At 37.6% G+C, this 18450-nt stretch carries 15 protein-coding genes; 14 read left to right on the forward strand and 1 reads right to left on the reverse strand.

Annotation, left to right across the window (positions count from 1 at the left end):
- Nucleotides 1–33 precede the first annotated feature (33 nt).
- The 8 genes from dnaE (at nucleotide 34) to BAU23_RS22585 (ending at nucleotide 10902) form a co-directional block, all read left to right on the forward strand.
- Nucleotides 34–3360, forward strand: coding sequence for a DNA polymerase III subunit alpha (gene dnaE, locus BAU23_RS22550; RefSeq protein ID WP_000673706.1), 3327 nt, complete (start codon nucleotides 34–36; stop codon nucleotides 3358–3360).
- A 133-nt stretch (nucleotides 3361–3493) separates the two neighbouring features.
- A complete protein-coding gene (gene ystJ / locus BAU23_RS22555; protein ID WP_165444500.1) occupies nucleotides 3494–4702 on the forward strand; it encodes an NADP-dependent malic enzyme in 1209 nt (402 codons plus the stop codon).
- Nucleotides 4703–4716: 14 nt separating this feature from the next.
- Nucleotides 4717–5361, forward strand: coding sequence for a FadR/GntR family transcriptional regulator (locus tag BAU23_RS22560; RefSeq protein ID WP_000204454.1), 645 nt, complete (start codon nucleotides 4717–4719; stop codon nucleotides 5359–5361).
- A gap of 185 nt (nucleotides 5362–5546) precedes the next feature.
- A complete protein-coding gene (gene accD / locus BAU23_RS22565) occupies nucleotides 5547–6416 on the forward strand; it encodes an acetyl-CoA carboxylase, carboxyltransferase subunit beta (RefSeq protein WP_000942865.1) in 870 nt (289 codons plus the stop codon).
- On the forward strand, nucleotides 6404–7378 hold the full coding sequence (accA, locus tag BAU23_RS22570; protein ID WP_000818787.1) for an acetyl-CoA carboxylase carboxyl transferase subunit alpha: 975 nt from the start codon (nucleotides 6404–6406) through the stop codon (nucleotides 7376–7378). Before accD ends, accA begins: the two co-directional genes overlap by 13 nt.
- Nucleotides 7379–7506: 128 nt before the next feature.
- The gene (gene pfkA, locus BAU23_RS22575) at nucleotides 7507–8466 is read left to right on the forward strand and encodes a 6-phosphofructokinase (RefSeq protein ID WP_000821159.1); all 960 of its coding nucleotides are present in this window, start codon (nucleotides 7507–7509) and stop codon (nucleotides 8464–8466) included.
- Nucleotides 8467–8519: 53 nt separating this feature from the next.
- The gene (gene pyk / locus BAU23_RS22580; protein WP_001232681.1) at nucleotides 8520–10277 is read left to right on the forward strand and encodes a pyruvate kinase; all 1758 of its coding nucleotides are present in this window, start codon (nucleotides 8520–8522) and stop codon (nucleotides 10275–10277) included.
- Nucleotides 10278–10512: 235 nt separating this feature from the next.
- Nucleotides 10513–10902 carry an FxsA family protein gene (locus BAU23_RS22585; RefSeq protein WP_000871641.1) on the forward strand — a complete coding sequence of 130 codons (390 nt, stop codon included), beginning with the start codon at nucleotides 10513–10515 and terminating at the stop codon, nucleotides 10900–10902.
- Nucleotides 10903–11352: 450 nt separating this feature from the next.
- On the opposite strand, the gene ytvI is transcribed toward BAU23_RS22585, so the two are convergent.
- On the reverse strand, nucleotides 11353–12471 hold the full coding sequence (gene ytvI, locus BAU23_RS22590) for a sporulation integral membrane protein YtvI (RefSeq protein WP_001081383.1): 1119 nt from the start codon (nucleotides 12469–12471) through the stop codon (nucleotides 11353–11355).
- 432 nt (nucleotides 12472–12903) lie between these two features.
- Between ytvI and BAU23_RS22595 the strand changes: the two genes are divergently transcribed.
- The 6 genes from BAU23_RS22595 (at nucleotide 12904) to BAU23_RS22625 (ending at nucleotide 18318) form a co-directional block, all read left to right on the forward strand.
- Nucleotides 12904–13365: a DUF441 domain-containing protein gene (locus BAU23_RS22595; RefSeq protein WP_000625507.1), complete on the forward strand. Its 462-nt coding sequence runs from the start codon at nucleotides 12904–12906 to the stop codon at nucleotides 13363–13365.
- 385 nt (nucleotides 13366–13750) lie between these two features.
- Nucleotides 13751–14899 carry a citrate synthase gene (citZ, locus tag BAU23_RS22605; RefSeq protein WP_000503655.1) on the forward strand — a complete coding sequence of 383 codons (1149 nt, stop codon included), beginning with the start codon at nucleotides 13751–13753 and terminating at the stop codon, nucleotides 14897–14899.
- Between the two features lie 160 nt (nucleotides 14900–15059).
- Complete coding sequence (icd, locus tag BAU23_RS22610) at nucleotides 15060–16352, forward strand: NADP-dependent isocitrate dehydrogenase (RefSeq protein ID WP_000206900.1); 1293 nt, start codon at nucleotides 15060–15062, stop codon at nucleotides 16350–16352.
- A 19-nt stretch (nucleotides 16353–16371) separates the two neighbouring features.
- A complete protein-coding gene (mdh, locus tag BAU23_RS22615; RefSeq protein ID WP_000153239.1) occupies nucleotides 16372–17310 on the forward strand; it encodes a malate dehydrogenase in 939 nt (312 codons plus the stop codon).
- A 216-nt stretch (nucleotides 17311–17526) separates the two neighbouring features.
- The gene (locus tag BAU23_RS22620) at nucleotides 17527–18000 is read left to right on the forward strand and encodes a MaoC family dehydratase (protein ID WP_000914188.1); all 474 of its coding nucleotides are present in this window, start codon (nucleotides 17527–17529) and stop codon (nucleotides 17998–18000) included.
- Between the two features lie 96 nt (nucleotides 18001–18096).
- On the forward strand, nucleotides 18097–18318 hold the full coding sequence (locus tag BAU23_RS22625; RefSeq protein ID WP_071735181.1) for a hypothetical protein: 222 nt from the start codon (nucleotides 18097–18099) through the stop codon (nucleotides 18316–18318).
- The last annotated feature ends 132 nt before the right edge of the window (nucleotides 18319–18450 follow it).

An 18450-nucleotide genomic window follows, 5' to 3' on the forward strand; every position in this document is an offset into this window, starting at 1 on the left:
AAGTAGTCAAATAGGTAAAGAGAGGGTACAACAGTGAAGTTTGTGCATTTACAATGTCAAACCGTTTTTAGTTTGTTAAAAAGTGCTTGTAAAATTGATGAGCTTGTCATTCGGGCGAAAGAGCTTGGATTTTCATCGCTGGCCATTACAGATGAAAATGTTATGTATGGAGTTATTCCGTTTTATAAAGCATGCAAGAAAAATGGTATACAGCCTATTATCGGCTTAACAGCTTCTATTTTTAGTGAAGAAGAAGAAAAGTCTTATCCACTCGTCTTACTTGCTGAGAATGAAATAGGCTATCAAAATTTATTGAAAATTTCTAGCAGCATTATGACTAAGTCAAAAGAGGGTATTCCAAAGAAGTGGCTCGCTCATTATGCGAAAGGATTAATTGCAATTTCACCAGGGAAAGACGGAGAGATTGAACAGTTATTATTAGAAGACAAAGAGAGTCAGGCTGAAGAAGTAGCTCATACGTATCAAAATATGTTCAGCAATTTTTATATAAGTTTGCAGCATCATGCGATTCAAGATGAACTGCTTTTACAAGAAAAGCTGCCTGAATTTATTAATAAGGTAAACGTTCCAGTCGTTGCGACAAATGATGTACGCTACATTAATCAAAGTGATGCACTTGTTCATGAATGTTTATTATCTGTTGAAGGCGGAACGAAAATGACTGATCCAGATAGGCCGAGAATGAAAACGGATCAATATTATTTAAAGTCATCGGATGAAATGGAAGCACTATTTTCTCATGCTGAGGAAGCGATTCAAAATACAATAAAAATCGCGGAGCGTTGCCGAGTAGAAATTCCTTTCCATGTAAATCAATTACCGAAATTTCCTGTTCCATCTAATGAGACGAATGATACGTATTTGCGCCGTGTTTGTGAAGAAGGCTTGCGCAAACGATATGGTACGCCGAAAGAAGTGCACATACAGCGTTTGAATCATGAATTAGATGTGATTTCTAGTATGGGATTTAGTGACTATTTCCTCATCGTATGGGACTTTATGAAATACGCACATGAAAATCATATTTTAACAGGACCAGGACGTGGATCGGCAGCTGGTTCACTCGTTTCTTACGTATTGGAGATTACAGATATCGATCCGATTGAATATGACTTACTATTTGAAAGGTTTTTAAATCCTGAACGTGTGACACTTCCAGATATTGATATTGATTTTCCAGATATAAGACGTGATGAGATGATTCGATATGTGAAAGATAAATATGGTCAGCTTCGTGTTGCTCAAATTGTAACGTTCGGAACTCTTGCAGCGAAAGCCGCAATTAGGGACATCGCTCGTGTAATGGGGCTTCCGCCAAGAGATATTGACATATTTTCAAAACTTATCCCATCAAAGCTTGGTATAACATTAAAAGATGCATATGAGGAATCTCAGTCACTCCGTGAGTTTATACAAGGGAATCTTTTGCATGAGCGTGTGTTTGAAATTGCAAAACGTGTAGAGGGATTACCGCGTCATACGTCTATTCATGCGGCCGGCGTTATTATGAGCCAAGAACCGTTAACAGGAAGTGTAGCAATTCAAGAAGGGCATAACGATGTTTATGTTACGCAATATCCAGCCGATGCATTAGAAGAGCTTGGGTTGCTCAAGATGGACTTTTTAGGATTACGTAATTTAACGTTACTTGAAAATATTATAAAGTTTATTGTGAAAAAAACGGGGAAACACATTGATATAAGAAATTTACCTCTTCAAGATGAAAAGACGTTTCAATTGTTAGGAAGAGGGGATACAACAGGTGTATTCCAGCTTGAATCAGGTGGTATGCGAAATGTACTTCGTGGGTTAAAACCGAATGAATTTGAAGATATAGTTGCTGTTAACTCGTTATACAGACCGGGACCGATGGAACAAATTCCAACCTTTATTGAATCGAAACATGGAAAACGACGAATTGAATATTTACATCCGGACTTAAAGCCGATTTTAGAAAGAACATATGGCGTAATTGTATACCAAGAACAAATTATGCAAATCGCATCGAAGTTAGCCGGGTTTTCGCTTGGAGAAGCGGATTTACTGCGCCGTGCAGTGAGTAAAAAGAATCGTGATATTTTAGATCAAGAACGTAAGCATTTTGTTCAAGGTTGTTTGAAAAACGGATACGATGAGACAGCTTCAGAACAAATTTACGATTTGATTGTAAGATTTGCGAACTACGGTTTTAACCGAAGTCACGCTGTAGCTTACAGTATGATCGGATATCAGCTTGCCTATTTAAAAGCGAATTATACGCTAGAATTTATGACAGCACTATTATCAAGTGCAATTGGAAATGAAGATAAGATTGTGCAGTATATACGAGAAACAAAACGAAAAGGGTTTCATGTTTTGCCGCCGTCTCTTCAGAGAAGTGGTTATAACTTCCAAATGGAAGGGAATGCGATACGTTACAGTTTACTTTCAATTCGAAATATCGGGATGGCTACAGTGACGGCGTTACTCGAAGAACGAGAGGGAAAAATGTTCGAAGATTTATTTGAGTTTTGTCTTCGTATGCCATCAAAGTTTGTAACGGAGCGAAATTTAGAAGCGTTTGTCTGGTCGGGATGTTTTGACGATTTTGGTGTTTCGAGAACGAATTTATGGAAAAGTCTTAAAGGAGCGCTAGAGTACGCGAACCTTGCACGTGATTTAGGAGATGCTGTTCCAAAATCAAAATATGTACAAGGAGAAGAGCTACCCTTTATTGAACAGTTAAATAAAGAGAAAGAAGCCCTCGGTTTTTATTTATCTAGTTACCCGACAGCGCAGTATGCGAAGTTAGGAAAAGAATTAGAAATCCCATCTCTAGCTCAGGCGATGCGACATAAGAAAAAAGTACAAAGAGCGATTGTATATATAACAAGTGTGAGAGTGATTCGTACGAAAAAGTTTCAAAAGATGGCGTTTATTACATTTTGTGATCAAAATGATGAAATGGAAGCGGTTGTTTTCCCGGAGACGTATATACATTTCTCAGACAAGTTACAAGAAGGGGCAATTGTTTTAGTTGACGGTACGATTGAGCTAAGGAATCATAAGCTGCAATGGATTGTAAATGGACTCTATCCGTTAGAGGAAATGGATGCTTATGAAGAAAAGAAAGACGCATCTGTTTACGTGAAATTGCCATCTCAGTATGAGAAAAAGCTTTTAAATCAGGTTACAAAAGTATTGTTTGACTATTCAGGTTTTGCGAAAGTACTAATTTATTATGAAAAGGAACATAAAATGGTACAATTATCTCGAAGTTTATCAATTCATCCGAGTGAAGAATGTCTAGGAGCACTTCGTGAAATTGTCGGCGGCGAAAACGTCGTTGTGAAAATATAATGGACAATTTCCCCACACTTCGATTATTATAGTAGTAGTGTTCGTGGTCAGACCACTTGGAGAAATTGATATCAGCAAGAATAATTTGAGGAGAGTGGATAGTTTGTCAACACTTCGTGAAGAAGCACTTCACATGCATAAAGTGCATCAAGGAAAATTAGAAACTGTATCAAAAGTAAAAGTAGAAAATGCAAAAGATTTAAGTCTTGCATATTCTCCAGGGGTTGCAGAGCCTTGTAAAGAAATTTATGACGATAAAAGTAAGGTATATGAATATACAATGAAGGGAAATATGGTAGCAGTTGTGACAGATGGAACGGCTGTACTTGGTCTTGGTAACATTGGACCTGAAGCATCTCTTCCAGTAATGGAAGGTAAAGCTGTATTATTCAAGAGCTTTGCTGGTGTAGATGCATTCCCGATTGCCTTAAATACAAACGATGTAGATAAAATTGTTGAAACTGTAAAATTAATGGAGCCAACTTTTGGCGGTGTAAACTTAGAAGATATTGCAGCACCAAACTGCTTCGTTATTGAAGAACGTTTGAAAAAAGAAACAAATATTCCTATCTTCCATGATGATCAACACGGAACAGCTATCGTAACAGTAGCGGGCCTTGTAAACGCGCTGAAATTAGTTGGAAAGAAAATGTCTGACATTAAAGTTGTCGCAAATGGCGCAGGTGCAGCGGGTATTGCAATCATTAAACTTTTATATCGCTATGGTGTACGTGACGTTATTATGTGTGACCGTAAAGGTGCAATCTATGAAGGTCGCCCTACAGGTATGAATCCGGTGAAAGATGAAGTTGCAAAATATACAAATAAGAATCGTATTGAAGGTTCTTTAGCTGACGTTTTACAAGGTGCGGACGTATTCATTGGTGTATCTGCAGCAGGTGCATTAACTGAAGAGATGGTTCGTACAATGAATGACGATGCAATTATTTTTGCAATGGCGAATCCGGTTCCAGAAATTATGCCAGAATTGGCAAAAGCAGCGGGCGCAGCTGTTGTTGGAACAGGTCGTTCTGACTTCCCGAACCAAGTAAATAATGTACTAGCGTTCCCTGGTATTTTCCGCGGTGCACTTGATGTACATGCGACACAAATTAATGAAGAAATGAAGATGGCAGCTGTACAAGCCATTGCAGAGCTTGTATCAGAAGATGAGTTGAATGCGGACCATATCATTCCAGCGCCATTTGACGCGCGTGTAGCGCCTCAAGTAGCGGCTTACGTTGCGAAAGCGGCAATGGAGACAGGAGTAGCTCGCCGTCAAGTAGATCCAAATGAAGTCGCTGAGAAAACAAAACAATTAGCGCTGATTGGTAAAGAATAAGCGAGGAATTTCCATTGACATCATCAAATACAAAAGTATATCTCGAAATTGTAAAAAAAATCCGTTCCATAATGGAAGAGGATGGTTTAGTAGCGGGGGATCGTTTGCCGTCTGAGCGTGAGTTAAGTTCACGCTTAAACGTTGGACGTTCCTCTGTAAGAGAAGCATTGCGTGCTTTAGAACTTGTAGGGTTAATTGAAACAAGACGTGGTGAGGGGACGTTTATTCGAAACTTTTACGATAACGGTCTTGTACAATTAATTGCTCCGTTCTTGCTGCAAGATGAGAAAACAATTCGTGATTTATTACAAACAAAACGATTGCTTGAGAAAGATATGATTCGACTTGTATGTAATTTGCCGAAAGAAACGTTTTCTAAAGTGCTAAGTAAATTACACCAAGTGCTTGAAGAAAATGAAAGCTCAATTCCAATGCTTCATCAAACGTTCTTTAAAACACTTATTGAACAATTCGATAATTATTTACTTTATCGCATTTGGATGATCGTAAATGATTACGTTGCAACGCTTTCTTGTGAAATTTCAGGAGATTCTATCGAAATATATAGAAAGCTTTATGCTGCCTTGAAAGAGAAGCAAGAAAATGATGCGTTAAAAATTTACGATGAATTAGTAGAGAATATACAGTTTCACTCGTAATGTATAAAATTTGTCGAAATGACCATGACACGTTATGACAAACATTCTACCGCATAGCGGTTAAAGTTAAACGTAAAGAGTGAGGTTATTAGACAGATTGAGAAGATAAGGCTAACATCAAACTTTGGTGTTAGCCCAATTTTCTTCTTGCGCTAACCTTAGCTCTCAACGAAGGGGGTCAAATTGTGCTAAGAGATTTATTCGTGAAAAAGAAAAAGTACGCTGCAATACCTTCAGAACAAGTACGAAAAGATGTACCGGATGGCGTTATGACAAAATGTCCGAAATGTAAAAAAATCATGTATACGAAAGAGCTGCTAAAAAATTTAAAAGTATGTGTGAATTGTGGATATCATCATCCTATGAATGCATGGGAACGTCTTGATAGTATATTGGACGAAGGGTCATTCCGTGAGTATGACAAAGAAATGGTTTCATTAAATCCACTCGAGTTTCCAGGATACGAAGAGAAACTAGAGAGCGATCGTAAGAAGACTGAATTGAACGAAGCGGTTGTAACTGGTGAAGGAACAATTGATGACATGCTTGTTGTTGTTGCAGTAATGGATTCTCGTTTTCGAATGGGCAGCATGGGCTCTGTTGTAGGAGAGAAGATTGCCCGTGCAGTTGAAAAAGCGTACGACTTACAAGTTCCATTTATTATCTTTACTGCGTCGGGTGGTGCCCGTATGCAAGAAGGGATATTAAGTTTAATGCAAATGGCAAAAACAAGCGTAGCTTTGAAAAAGCATAGTAATGCAGGAGGACTATTTATTTCTGTTATGACTCACCCGACGACGGGCGGGGTTTCAGCGAGTTTCGCTTCACTTGGTGATTACAATCTTGCAGAGCCAGGTGCACTTATCGGATTTGCTGGTAGACGTGTAATTGAACAAACAGTGCGTGAGAAACTACCGGAAGATTTCCAAACGGCAGAATTTTTACTAGAGCACGGTCAATTAGATGCGGTGGTGCATCGTGATGATATGAGAGAATCGCTCCGTAAGATTTTAGAAGTTCATCAAGGAGGGGAAATGGCTGTATGGCAGAGTTAGAATTTGAGAAACCAGTTGTTGAGCTAAGAAATAAGATTCGTGAACTGAAAGACTATACGAAAAACAGCCAGATGGACTTCAGTGAGGAGATTCGTATTTTGGAAGACAAGCTAGAAAAATTAGAGGAAGATATATACGGCAATATGAAAGTATGGGACCGTGTTCAAATTGCTCGTCATGCAGAAAGACCGACAACGCTCGATTATATTGAGCACTTATTTACTAATTTTTTTGAATGTCATGGAGATCGCCTATTTGGCGACGATGCAGCGATTGTCGGCGGCATTGCGAAATATAAAGGGATGCCTGTAACTGTAATTGGGCACCAACGCGGAAAAGATACGAAAGAAAATATTCGTCGTAATTTTGGGATGCCTCATCCAGAAGGCTATCGAAAAGCACTGCGTCTCATGAAACAAGCGGAAAAGTTTAATCGTCCTATTATTTGTTTCATCGATACGAAGGGAGCTTATCCTGGTAAAGCAGCTGAAGAACGTGGACAAAGTGAGGCAATTGCCCGTAATTTATTTGAAATGGCGGGTTTAACTGTACCTGTTATTTGTATTGTTATCGGTGAAGGTGGTAGCGGTGGTGCGTTAGGTCTTGGAGTAGGAGATTACATTCATATGCTGGAAAATTCCACGTATTCTGTTATTACACCAGAGGGTGCGGCGGCAATTCTTTGGAAAGATGCAGGAAAAGCGAAGGAAGCTGCAGAAGCGATGAAAATTACAGCATTAGATTTGAAAGAATTAGGTGTAATTGACGAAATTATTCCAGAGGCAAAAGGCGGAGCGCATCGTAATGTTTTAAAACAATCAGAAAATATAGATTTAATGCTTAAGAAAACTTTTGAACAATTAAGCGGAATTTCGAAAGATGAATTAATCGAAAAACGTTATGAAAAATATATGAAAATTGGGCAAGTTTCGTTTTCAAACGCTTCCATTGGGATAAAATAAGAAAAGCGTGCGTTCCTCTTCGCGAATGCACGTTTTTATTATGAAAAGACACATCTTCTCCATTGTGTTTTTGTATTTTTTCGTGTTATTTTATTATAAGGCAAATAATCTTTATGAGGTGAGTACAAATGAAACGTATTGGTGTATTAACAAGTGGTGGAGATTCACCTGGTATGAATGCTGCCATTCGTGCAGTTGTTCGTAAAGCGATTTTCCATGATATTGAAGTATATGGTATTTACCATGGATACGCTGGTTTAATTTCTGGTCATATTGAAAAATTAGAACTTGGTTCTGTTGGCGATATTATCCACCGTGGTGGTACAAAATTATATACAGCAAGATGTCCTGAGTTTAAAGACCCAGAAGTACGACTTAAAGGAATCGAGCAATTAAAGAAACATGGTATTGAAGGACTTGTTGTTATTGGTGGAGATGGTTCTTACCAAGGTGCTAAAAAATTAACTGAGCAAGGATTCCCATGTGTTGGTGTACCAGGTACAATCGACAATGATATCCCTGGAACAGACTTCACAATTGGTTTCGATACAGCTTTAAATACTGTTATTGATGCAATTGATAAAATCCGTGATACAGCTACATCTCATGAACGTACATATGTTATCGAAGTAATGGGGCGTCATGCTGGAGATATCGCATTATGGGCTGGTTTAGCTGATGGTGCCGAAACTATCTTAATTCCAGAAGAAGAGTATGACATGGATGATGTTATTGCTCGTCTGAAACGCGGTAGTGAACGTGGTAAAAAGCACAGTATTATCGTTGTAGCTGAAGGTGTTGGAAGTGCGATTGACATCGGTAAGCACATTGAAGAAGCAACAAGCTTTGATACTCGTGTAACTGTATTAGGTCACGTACAACGTGGTGGATCACCAAGTGCACAAGACCGTGTATTAGCAAGTCGTCTTGGTGCAAGAGCAGTTGAATTATTAATTGCTGGTAATGGCGGACGTTGTGTTGGTATTCAAAACAATAAACTTGTTGATCATGACATTATCGAAGCGTTAGCTCAAAAGCATACAATCGATAAAGATATGTATCAATTATCTAAAGAATTATCCATCTAATCGGCTTAATGCCTTGTATTTGGGAACGGTTTCATAATTTTCGGAGGTGCAATATGCGTAAAACTAAAATTGTATGTACTATAGGTCCTGCTAGTGAAAGTATTGAGAAATTAGAACAATTAATGGAAGCGGGTATGAACGTTGCTCGTTTAAACTTCTCTCACGGTAGCCATGAAGAGCACGGCGCTCGTATTAAAAACATTCGTGAAGCTTCAAAGAAAACTGGTAAAACAGTTGGTATCTTACTTGATACAAAAGGTCCAGAAATCCGTACTCACGACTTCGTAGACGGACAAGCTGAGCTTGTAACAGGTGCAGAAGTAATTCTTTCTACTGAACAAGTATTAGGAACTGCAGAGAAGTTCTCTGTATCTTATGCTGGTCTTTATGATGATGTTGATCCAGGTTCTCGTATTCTAATCGATGACGGTCTTATCGAACTAGAAGTAATCGAAAAAGCTGATGGAAACATCCGTACAAAAGTATTAAACAGTGGAACTGTAAAAAATAAAAAAGGTGTTAACGTACCAAACGTAAGCATTAAGCTTCCTGGTATCACTGAAAAAGACGTAAAAGATATCGTTTTCGGTATCGAGCAAAAAGTTGATTTCATCGCGGCATCTTTCGTACGTAAAGCATCTGACGTATTAGAAATTCGTGAATTATTAGAAGGACATGACGCTCAATACATCCAAATCGTACCAAAAATCGAAAACCAAGAAGGTATCGACAACATCGATGCAATCTTAGAAGTTTCTGACGGTTTAATGGTTGCTCGTGGTGATATGGGTGTAGAAATTCCACCAGAAGAAGTACCATTAGTACAAAAGCGTCTAATCAAAAAATGTAACGTATTAGGCAAACCGGTTATTACTGCAACACAAATGTTAGATTCTATGCAACGTAACCCACGTCCAACTCGTGCGGAAGCAAGTGACGTAGCAAACGCAATCTTCGATGGAACAGATGCAATTATGCTTTCAGGTGAAACTGCTGCGGGTCAATACCCTGTAGAAGCTGTAACAATGATGGCTAACATTGCAGTGCGTGTTGAAAAATCATTACAATATGAAGATATGTTCAAAAAACGTATTAAAGAGTTCACTCCAACAATTACAGATGCAATTAGCCAATCTGTTGCGCATACAGCACTTGCTCTTGATGTAGCTGCAATCGTAGCTCCAACAGAAAGTGGACATACTGCGAAAATGATCTCTAAATACCGTCCAAAATCTCCAATCGTAGCTGTAACATCTGACGAGCAAGTAGGACGTCGTCTTGCACTTGTTTGGGGTGTACAAGCGTTTATGGCTGGAAAACGTGCAGCTTCTACTGACGAAATGTTAGATACTGCAATTCAAACAGGTATGGATGCAGGTCTAATCGGACTTGGAGACACTGTAGTAATCACTGCTGGTGTTCCAGTTGCTGAAACTGGTACAACAAACTTAATGAAAATCCACGTTGTTGGTGAAGAAGTTGCTAAAGGACAAGGAATCGGTCGTAAAGCTGCAAAAGGTAAAGTAGTTGTAGCAAAAACAGCTGCTGAAGCTGTAGCGAACGTAAACAAAGGTGATATCCTTGTTACAACAAGCACTGATAAAGATATGATTCCTGCAATTGAAAAAGCTGCTGCTTTAGTTGTTGAAGAAGGCGGCTTAACAAGCCATGCGGCTGTTGTAGGTGTATCTATCGGTATTCCTGTTATCGTCGGTGTAAACGGCGTAACAACAACTTTAAAAAATGGCCAAGAAGTAACAGTTGATGCAGCACGCGGAATTGTTTATAATGGACATGCGGAAGTGCTATAAGAAGTAATACGGAGAGAAGGAGCGGAGTCCTTCTCTTTTTTTTACACAAAAAAGGATAGAGATAACTTTAAACGCCTGAAATCACTCCAGGAAACGTTTGTTATAGCGTTTATTGGAGAGGGTTGTTTATCTTTTATGAGGCTTATACGGGCGTCGTAAGGGACTTATAAGGGGCTTGGTAAGGTGAAAGGAAGATACTTAAATCTTTGAAATGAAATATGAAGGAGTGTGAGCTATGAAGTGGTTACTATTCTTGCTTATTTTAATACCGGCGATTGAAATTACGGTCTTAATTGGATCAAGTCATGTAATAGGTTTATGGTCTACGTTCGCTATGATTGTATTTACAGGTATTGTAGGTGTGTATTTGGCGAAACGACAAGGGTTTAAAATAGTTAGAGAGATTCAATTTAGGTTAAATAGAGGAGAAATGCCGGGTGATGCCGTCCTAGATGGTATTTTCGTCTTTATAGGAGGTATTCTTTTAGTACTTCCTGGATATGTGACGGATATAATAGGTTTTATCTTTGTTATCCCAGTAACGAGGGCTTTATTGAAGCCGATTGTTATGAAGTGGATTGATTGGAAATTGAGAAAGAAGGCTACTATTATTGTTCAGAAATAACACTTAGATTGCTGTAATCTAAGTGTTATTTTTTTATTGTATTTTCTATTTATACCTCTGGTAGTTAATGTTAGGTGGAATACAGGGGTTACGGATTGGAAGTTTTACATCAGGGTAATATTTTTTTGTGTTGTTAGTGTTCGATTAGTGTGAAAAAGTTAGATGAGAGAAAAAAACTACTGATTAAAGGAGTATTTCGCTCTATTTTGTATATTTATTCATTTACATAAAAAGTAATAAATGTAAGTAATAATTATAAAACAAATAGAATAAAAATGTAAAAATGCCGCGAAATATGCGTTTTCCATGAAAAAAACAAGAGAATTATCCTTTTTTGGGAAATCCTCTCGTTTGAACTGTAGTTAGTATAAAAGTAAGTACAATGAATAATCAGTGGGAATTTCCCACTGATTACAGTTAAGTTTTTTGTTGTATGTGAATTAGAAAATATTATTTTGATGGTGAGCCTTTAATGAATTTCCATAAGTCATGGAAAACGTGGGCTTTGTGTAATGTGTTAAGTAGTACTAATGTGACTGGACCGATGATTAATCCTAAAAAACCAAAGAGCTTAAAGCCGACAAATAAAGCGATGAGTGTCGCTAATGGATCAAGTCCAATATTAGATGAAAGTACTTTCGGCTCCATGATTTGTCTTTGGACAATCACGACGATGTATAAGATGAGAAGACCGATAGCGAATGCGGTGTCGCCTGTGAAAAATACGTATATAACCCAAGGAACGAAGACGGCTCCAGTTCCTAAGTATGGGAGTAAATCTACAACTCCTGTAATAATCGCGATAGTAATCGCGTATGGCACGCGTAATATTAAAAGGCCGATTAGTACAATGACAGTTGTCATAGACACGAGTGTAAGTTGTGCTTTAACAAAACCAAACAAAGCTTTTCTTAAATCGACAAAAATAGTTTTTCCGTATCCGTGTACACGATTAGGTAAAAATTTTCTTACTTTATGAGCAAGATGGTGCCAATCGTAACTAATGAAGAAAGTTGCTAATAAAATGAATACAAGGACAGTTAAAGTTGTTGGTAATGCGCTAATGAAATTTGTTAATCCGCTTATAATAGCGGTTAAAAGTTCTTTCATTTGTGTCGTTGCTTCAGTGCCTAAGTTTTGAATGTTTTGTGTAATAGTATATCGTTGGGGTTCGCCGAGATGATTAAATTTAGAAATTAAATCATCGTAGAGAGGCATAATATGATTAAGCGCAAATTGTTGAGCGAATGCAACGATATCTGGGAACTTCACTGTAACAATTTGAAGTAAGTATGTTGTGGCGGATATTGCTTCAGTTACAAGGTATGTAACAAGTCCGACGATAGCCCCGAATACGAGAATTAAGCTAACGAGTACTGCTAATGCACGAGGGAATTGTAGTTTTTGATTAAGGAAATTGACGACAGGATTAATCAAATAAGCGAATGCAAAAGCGATAATAAAAGGATAGATAAGTCCTGACATGTATAGTAATACATAGAACCCAGCTACCGTTGCTACAATGACAAATATGAGTCGCAATATCATATATAGTAAGTTTCGGTTCAAAGATGTATACCTCCCATTCCAATTTGTATTAGCCTAATTCGTTCAACTTATAACGAGTAGCATTCACTGATTAAAGTTTCACTTTTATGTTATAGTGGAATGATGGATTTTCCCTGCTTTTTCAGTACATGAACGACTGTAAAAGCTTGTTGATGATGCTTCTACTATATGGTAAAAACTTCATTTTCTCTTCTTTTTATTTTACCTGTTTCTTGTTAGAAAAGAAAGGAGAGACAATCGTTTTCAAAAATGTATACATGCTTTGATTTTTTTGGTTACAGTCTCATTCTGTAAGTTAAAAATGCATGAAAAAATGAAATTGTTGCCTTATTCTCATTGGCAAATAGACATCGATATGACATGTATAACGATAGGTTTAAAGGTATTTTTGTTTGGAAGCGAGTTCATTATTTTCAGAAAGGAAGTGAAAACATGATTAGTCAGTCAACGTTATTTTTATTCATACTACTTATTATAGGACTTATTGCTAAAAACCAATCGCTTACTGTAGCTATTGGAGTGTTATTCTTATTGAAGTTTACGTTTTTAGGAGATAAAGTCTTTCCTTATTTACAAACGAAAGGGATTAACCTTGGTGTAACAGTCATTACAATAGCAGTGCTCGTACCGATTGCGACAGGGGAAATAGGCTTTAAACAACTCGGAGAAGCAGCGAAATCGTATTATGCATGGATTGCTTTAGCCTCAGGTGTGGCGGTCGCTTTGTTAGCGAAAGGCGGCGTGCAATTATTGACGACGGACCCACATATTACAACTGCGCTTGTTTTTGGGACAATTATAGCTGTAGCTTTATTTAATGGAGTCGCTGTAGGTCCGTTAATTGGGGCTGGAATTGCCTATGCAGTTATGAGTATTATACAGATGTTTAAATAAGGAATTTTATAGTAATATAAAATTTTTGAATTCTTTCTGTTCACAAAAGTCAGATAATTGTTTATAATAGGATTAGAAACTTTGAAAAGTTACATAACAGCAGAGACTATACACCAGATAAAATAAAAACAACATAAAACAATTTTATAATGATATTGTTTTATGTTGTTTTTATCATAAACTCTTCGGGATTCATTTTCCTCACTAACTTGTTGTTCTGAGCGTGAGGATTCGGGGAGACATTCACGCTCATGCTTTCCATGTAGCAATGGACAATAAGAGGGGAACATCGCAACAAATTTGCATGAACGTGCATTTTGCTTGCCTAAAGAGTGAACGAGCGTTCATAATTTATAAGGGGAGCAAATAGATATAAGGAGCAAGGTTGGGAGAATTTTCAGGAAAAGGAGAGAATGTCATGACTGTTATTCGAGGTTTAGAAGGGGTAGTAGCAACAACATCATCTGTGAGCTCTATTATTGATGATACATTAACTTATGTTGGGTATAATATTGATGATTTAGCTGAGAATGCTACGTTTGAAGAAGTAGTGTACTTATTATGGCACCGCAAGCTTCCTAACGAAAAAGAACTAGCGGAATTTAGTGAAACTGTATCTGAATACTATAAAGTACCAGGTGAAATTTTAACATATTTGAAACAAGTAGATTTAAAAATCGCGCATCCGATGTCTGTTTTACGAACTGCGATTTCCATGCTATCATTATATGATGAGAGCGCTGAAATTATGGATGAGAAGTCCAATTATTTGAAAGCGGTTAAATTACAGGCTCAAGTAGGAACTTTAATTGCTGCTTATGCAAGAATCCGCAAAGGTTTAGATGTTGTTGAGCCAAGAAAAGATCTATCATTAGCTGGAAACTTCTTGTACATGTTAAATGATCGTGAGCCAAATGAAGTTGAAATTGAGGCTTTTGATAAGGCGCTTGTACTTCATGCAGATCATGAGTTAAACGCTTCTACATTTACTGCACGTGTTTGCGTAGCTACACTTTCAGATGTGTATTCTGGTATTACAGCAGCAATCGGTGCATTAAAAGGTCCTCTTCACGGCGGAGCAAATGAAAATGTAATGAAGATGTTAACTGAAATTGGCGAAGAAGAAAATGTAGAAGCATATATTCATAATGCTCTTCAAAATAAAGTGAAAATCATGGGCTTTGGCCACCGTGTGTATGAGCATGGTGACCCACGTGCAAAACATTTACGTGAAATGTCTAAGAGATTATGCGTGCTTTTAGGAGAAGACAAATGGTATAATATGTCTATCAAAATTGAAGACATTGTAACAAAAGAAAAAGGTCTTCCACCAAATGTTGATTTCTATTCAGCTTCTGTATACCACTGTTTAGGAGTTGACCATGACTTATTTACACCTATTTTTGCAATTAGCCGTATGTCAGGCTGGTTAGCTCATATTCTAGAACAATATGAAAATAACCGTTTAATCCGTCCACGTGCTGATTATAATGGACCTACGCATCAAGTGTATGTTCCAATTGCACAACGATAAGCGAAAAACACTATTTCGATAGTAAAAATACGCTTTCAAAAGTCTGATTTTTCCGGGAAGATGTAATGATTAGAATATTTAAATTTGACTAACGGTTTGAACTGAGGGGTTATTCCCTCAGTTTCATACATATGAAATTTCAAACATGGGGGTTATCACATTGACGACAGGTGAAAAAATTACTGTAACTAATGGTGTTATGAATGTACCAAACAATCCGATTATTCCATTTATCGAAGGAGATGGAATTGGTCCTGATATTTGGGCTGCAGCGTCTCGCGTACTAGAAGCAGCAGTTGAAAAAGCTTATGATGGTGAGAAGAAAATCGTTTGGAAAGAAGTGCTTGCAGGGGAAAAAGCATTCAACCAAACAGGCGAGTGGTTACCAGAAGAGACTTTAAATTTAATCCGTGAATATTTAATCGCAATTAAAGGTCCACTTACAACTCCAGTTGGCGGTGGTATTCGTTCTCTAAACGTAGCGCTTCGTCAAGAATTAGATTTATATGTATGTCTACGTCCAGTTCGTTACTTTGAAGGTGTTCCTTCACCTGTAAAACGTCCGGAAGATACTGATATGGTTATTTTCCGTGAAAATACAGAAGACATTTATGCTGGAATTGAATATGCACAAGGTTCTCCAGAAGCAGAAAAAGTTCTTGCTTTCTTAAAAGAAGCAATGGGTGTTAATAAAATCCGCTTCCCAGAAACATCTGGAATTGGTATTAAACCAATCTCAGAAGAAGGGACAAAGCGTCTTGTTCGTGCTGCAATTCAATATGCAATTAACGAAAAACGCTCTTCTGTTACATTAGTTCATAAAGGAAACATTATGAAATTTACAGAAGGTGCTTTCAAGAACTGGGGTTACGAAGTAGCGGAACAAGAATTCGGCGACAAAGTATTTACTTGGGCTGAATATGATCGTATCGTTGAAAAAGATGGAAAAGATGCAGCGAATAAAGCGATGGCAGACGCAGAAGTGGCTGGGAAAATCATCGTAAAAGATTCTATTGCAGACATCTTCTTACAACAAATTTTAACTCGTCCACGTGAGTTCGATGTTGTTGCAACAATGAACTTAAACGGAGACTACATCTCTGATGCACTTGCTGCACAAGTAGGTGGAATTGGTATTGCACCTGGTGCAAACATTAACTATGTGACTGGACATGCTATCTTTGAAGCTACACATGGTACAGCTCCAAAATATGCAGGTTTAGATAAAGTAAACCCATCTTCAGTTCTTCTTTCAGGTGTATTATTATTAGAGCACTTAGGATGGAACGAAGCTGCGAATTTAGTAACTGATTCAGTTGAGAAAACAATTGCTTCAAAAGTAGTAACATATGATTTCGCACGCTTAATGGAAGGTGCAACAGAAGTGAAATGTTCTGAGTTCGCTAATGAACTTATTAAAAACATGGATGTAGCGATAATCAAAAACGCATAATTAAAGCGGGGGGTAAATTATGACAATCAAACGCAAGAAAGTTTCAGTCATCGGTGCAGGATTTACAGGAGCAACAACAGCATTCTTATTAGCACAAAAAGAACTTGCAGATGTTGTATTAGTGGACATTCCACAGCTGGAAAATCCAACAAAAGGGAAAGCGTTAGATATGTTAGAAGCGAGCCCAGTACAAGGTTTTGATGCTAACATTATTGGTACATCTGATTACGCAGATACTGCTGATTCTGACGTTGTCGTTATTACAGCAGGTATTGCGCGTAAGCCTGGTATGAGCCGTGATGACTTAGTAGCAACAAACTCTAAAATTATGAAAAGTATTACGCGCGACATTGCAAAACATTCACCAAATGCGATTATTGTTGTATTAACAAATCCGGTTGATGCAATGACATATTCTGTATTTAAAGAAGCAGGATTCCCGAAAGAGCGTGTTATCGGTCAATCGGGCGTATTAGATACAGCTCGTTTCCGTACATTCATTTCACAAGAATTAAATCTTTCTGTGAAAGACATTACAGGATTTGTTCTTGGTGGACATGGTGACGATATGGTACCTCTTGTACGCTATTCCTATGCAGGTGGCATTCCGTTAGAAACATTAATTCCAAAAGAGCGTTTAGAAGCAATCGTAGAACGTACACGTAAAGGTGGCGGTGAGATTGTAGGCTTATTAGGAAACGGTAGTGCATATTATGCGCCAGCAGCTTCTTTAGTTGAAATGACAGAAGCAATCTTGAAAGATCAACGCCGTGTATTACCTGCTATTGCATACCTTGAAGGTGAGTATGGTTATAGTGACCTTTACTTAGGGGTACCAGTAATTCTAGGTGGTAACGGAATTGAAAAAATTATTGAATTAGAACTTCTTGCAGATGAAAAAGAAGCGTTAGATCGCTCTGTAGAATCTGTACGTAACGTTATGAAAGTTCTTGTTTGATAATTAAATATAAGCGGAAAAAGATTCGGGGCCCCGAATCTTTTTCTACTATTTATCGAAATATTTTTTTGAAATAATATGAAAACGCTATCATTAGGTGTATCCTATAATGAAACTATAGACTTATACTATATATTGCCCTCATCATAGTAAATTTCGGATAAGGTATCGCTTTTAGTAGGATAATAAGGTGAAAAAATCGGAGGGGGTTGTAACATGTTAAAGAAAAAAGTTCAAATTGGTCGTAGAATGGATGAAATTACAGTAGGAGAGAAATTATCTATCACTGAAAAAATTGAGGATAAAGATTTGTTATTGTACTTAGGGTTAACGAATGATGCCAATCCATTATATATTCAGCATGATTACGCATCCCAAACTCCGTATGAAAAGCCGATTGTGCCAAGCATTATGCTAACAGGGCTCATTACAACGGCGGTTACGAAATATTTACCGGGTCCAGGTAGTCATATTACTAGGAAGGACCTTACGTTCGTGAAACATGTTCACCATTATGAAACGTTACAAATCCACTTTGAAGTTGTGGCTGTTTCAGAGGAGGAACATACAATTGATATGCTCGTATCAGCTTATGATGAACAAGGAGAGCATGTTGTAAAAGGTTCATTAACAGTAACGCCACCTTTTAAATCTGTTTCTATTATGGAAAAAGCATTAGATAATTTTTAAAAAATGAAAGTTAGAATGATATAAAAGTAGCGCTGGTCGTATTCTTATTAAGGATATGCTGGCGCTACTTTTTGTTTGGAAGAGGGGATGATAACTGTGAAATGGGAAAGGGAAGACATTATTTTTGAAACGATGAGAGAGGCTGAAGTATGGGCTGATTCAATCGCGAATGAAATGTACGGGATTGTATTTGATGGATATGAAACACCAGATTATAAAATAGCGTATGCTCTTTCGTTTTTTTTAGCGCAAAATCAAGGCTTCACAGTTTGTACAGGGGTGATTTGTGAAGCTGATAGGATGATTTACAGGGTATGAATAGCTAATGAATAGCGAAAGTGTAATTATTTCGATTTTCTAGAGTAAATCTACTGTAATCTAACCCCACAAATAGACAATTATATTGAGGGGGACCTTGTTTTCTAGTATGATGAGAATAACGGGGAAAAT

Source organism: Bacillus nitratireducens, from assembly GCF_001884135.1.
Classification (GTDB): Bacteria; Bacillota; Bacilli; order Bacillales; family Bacillaceae_G; genus Bacillus_A; species Bacillus_A nitratireducens.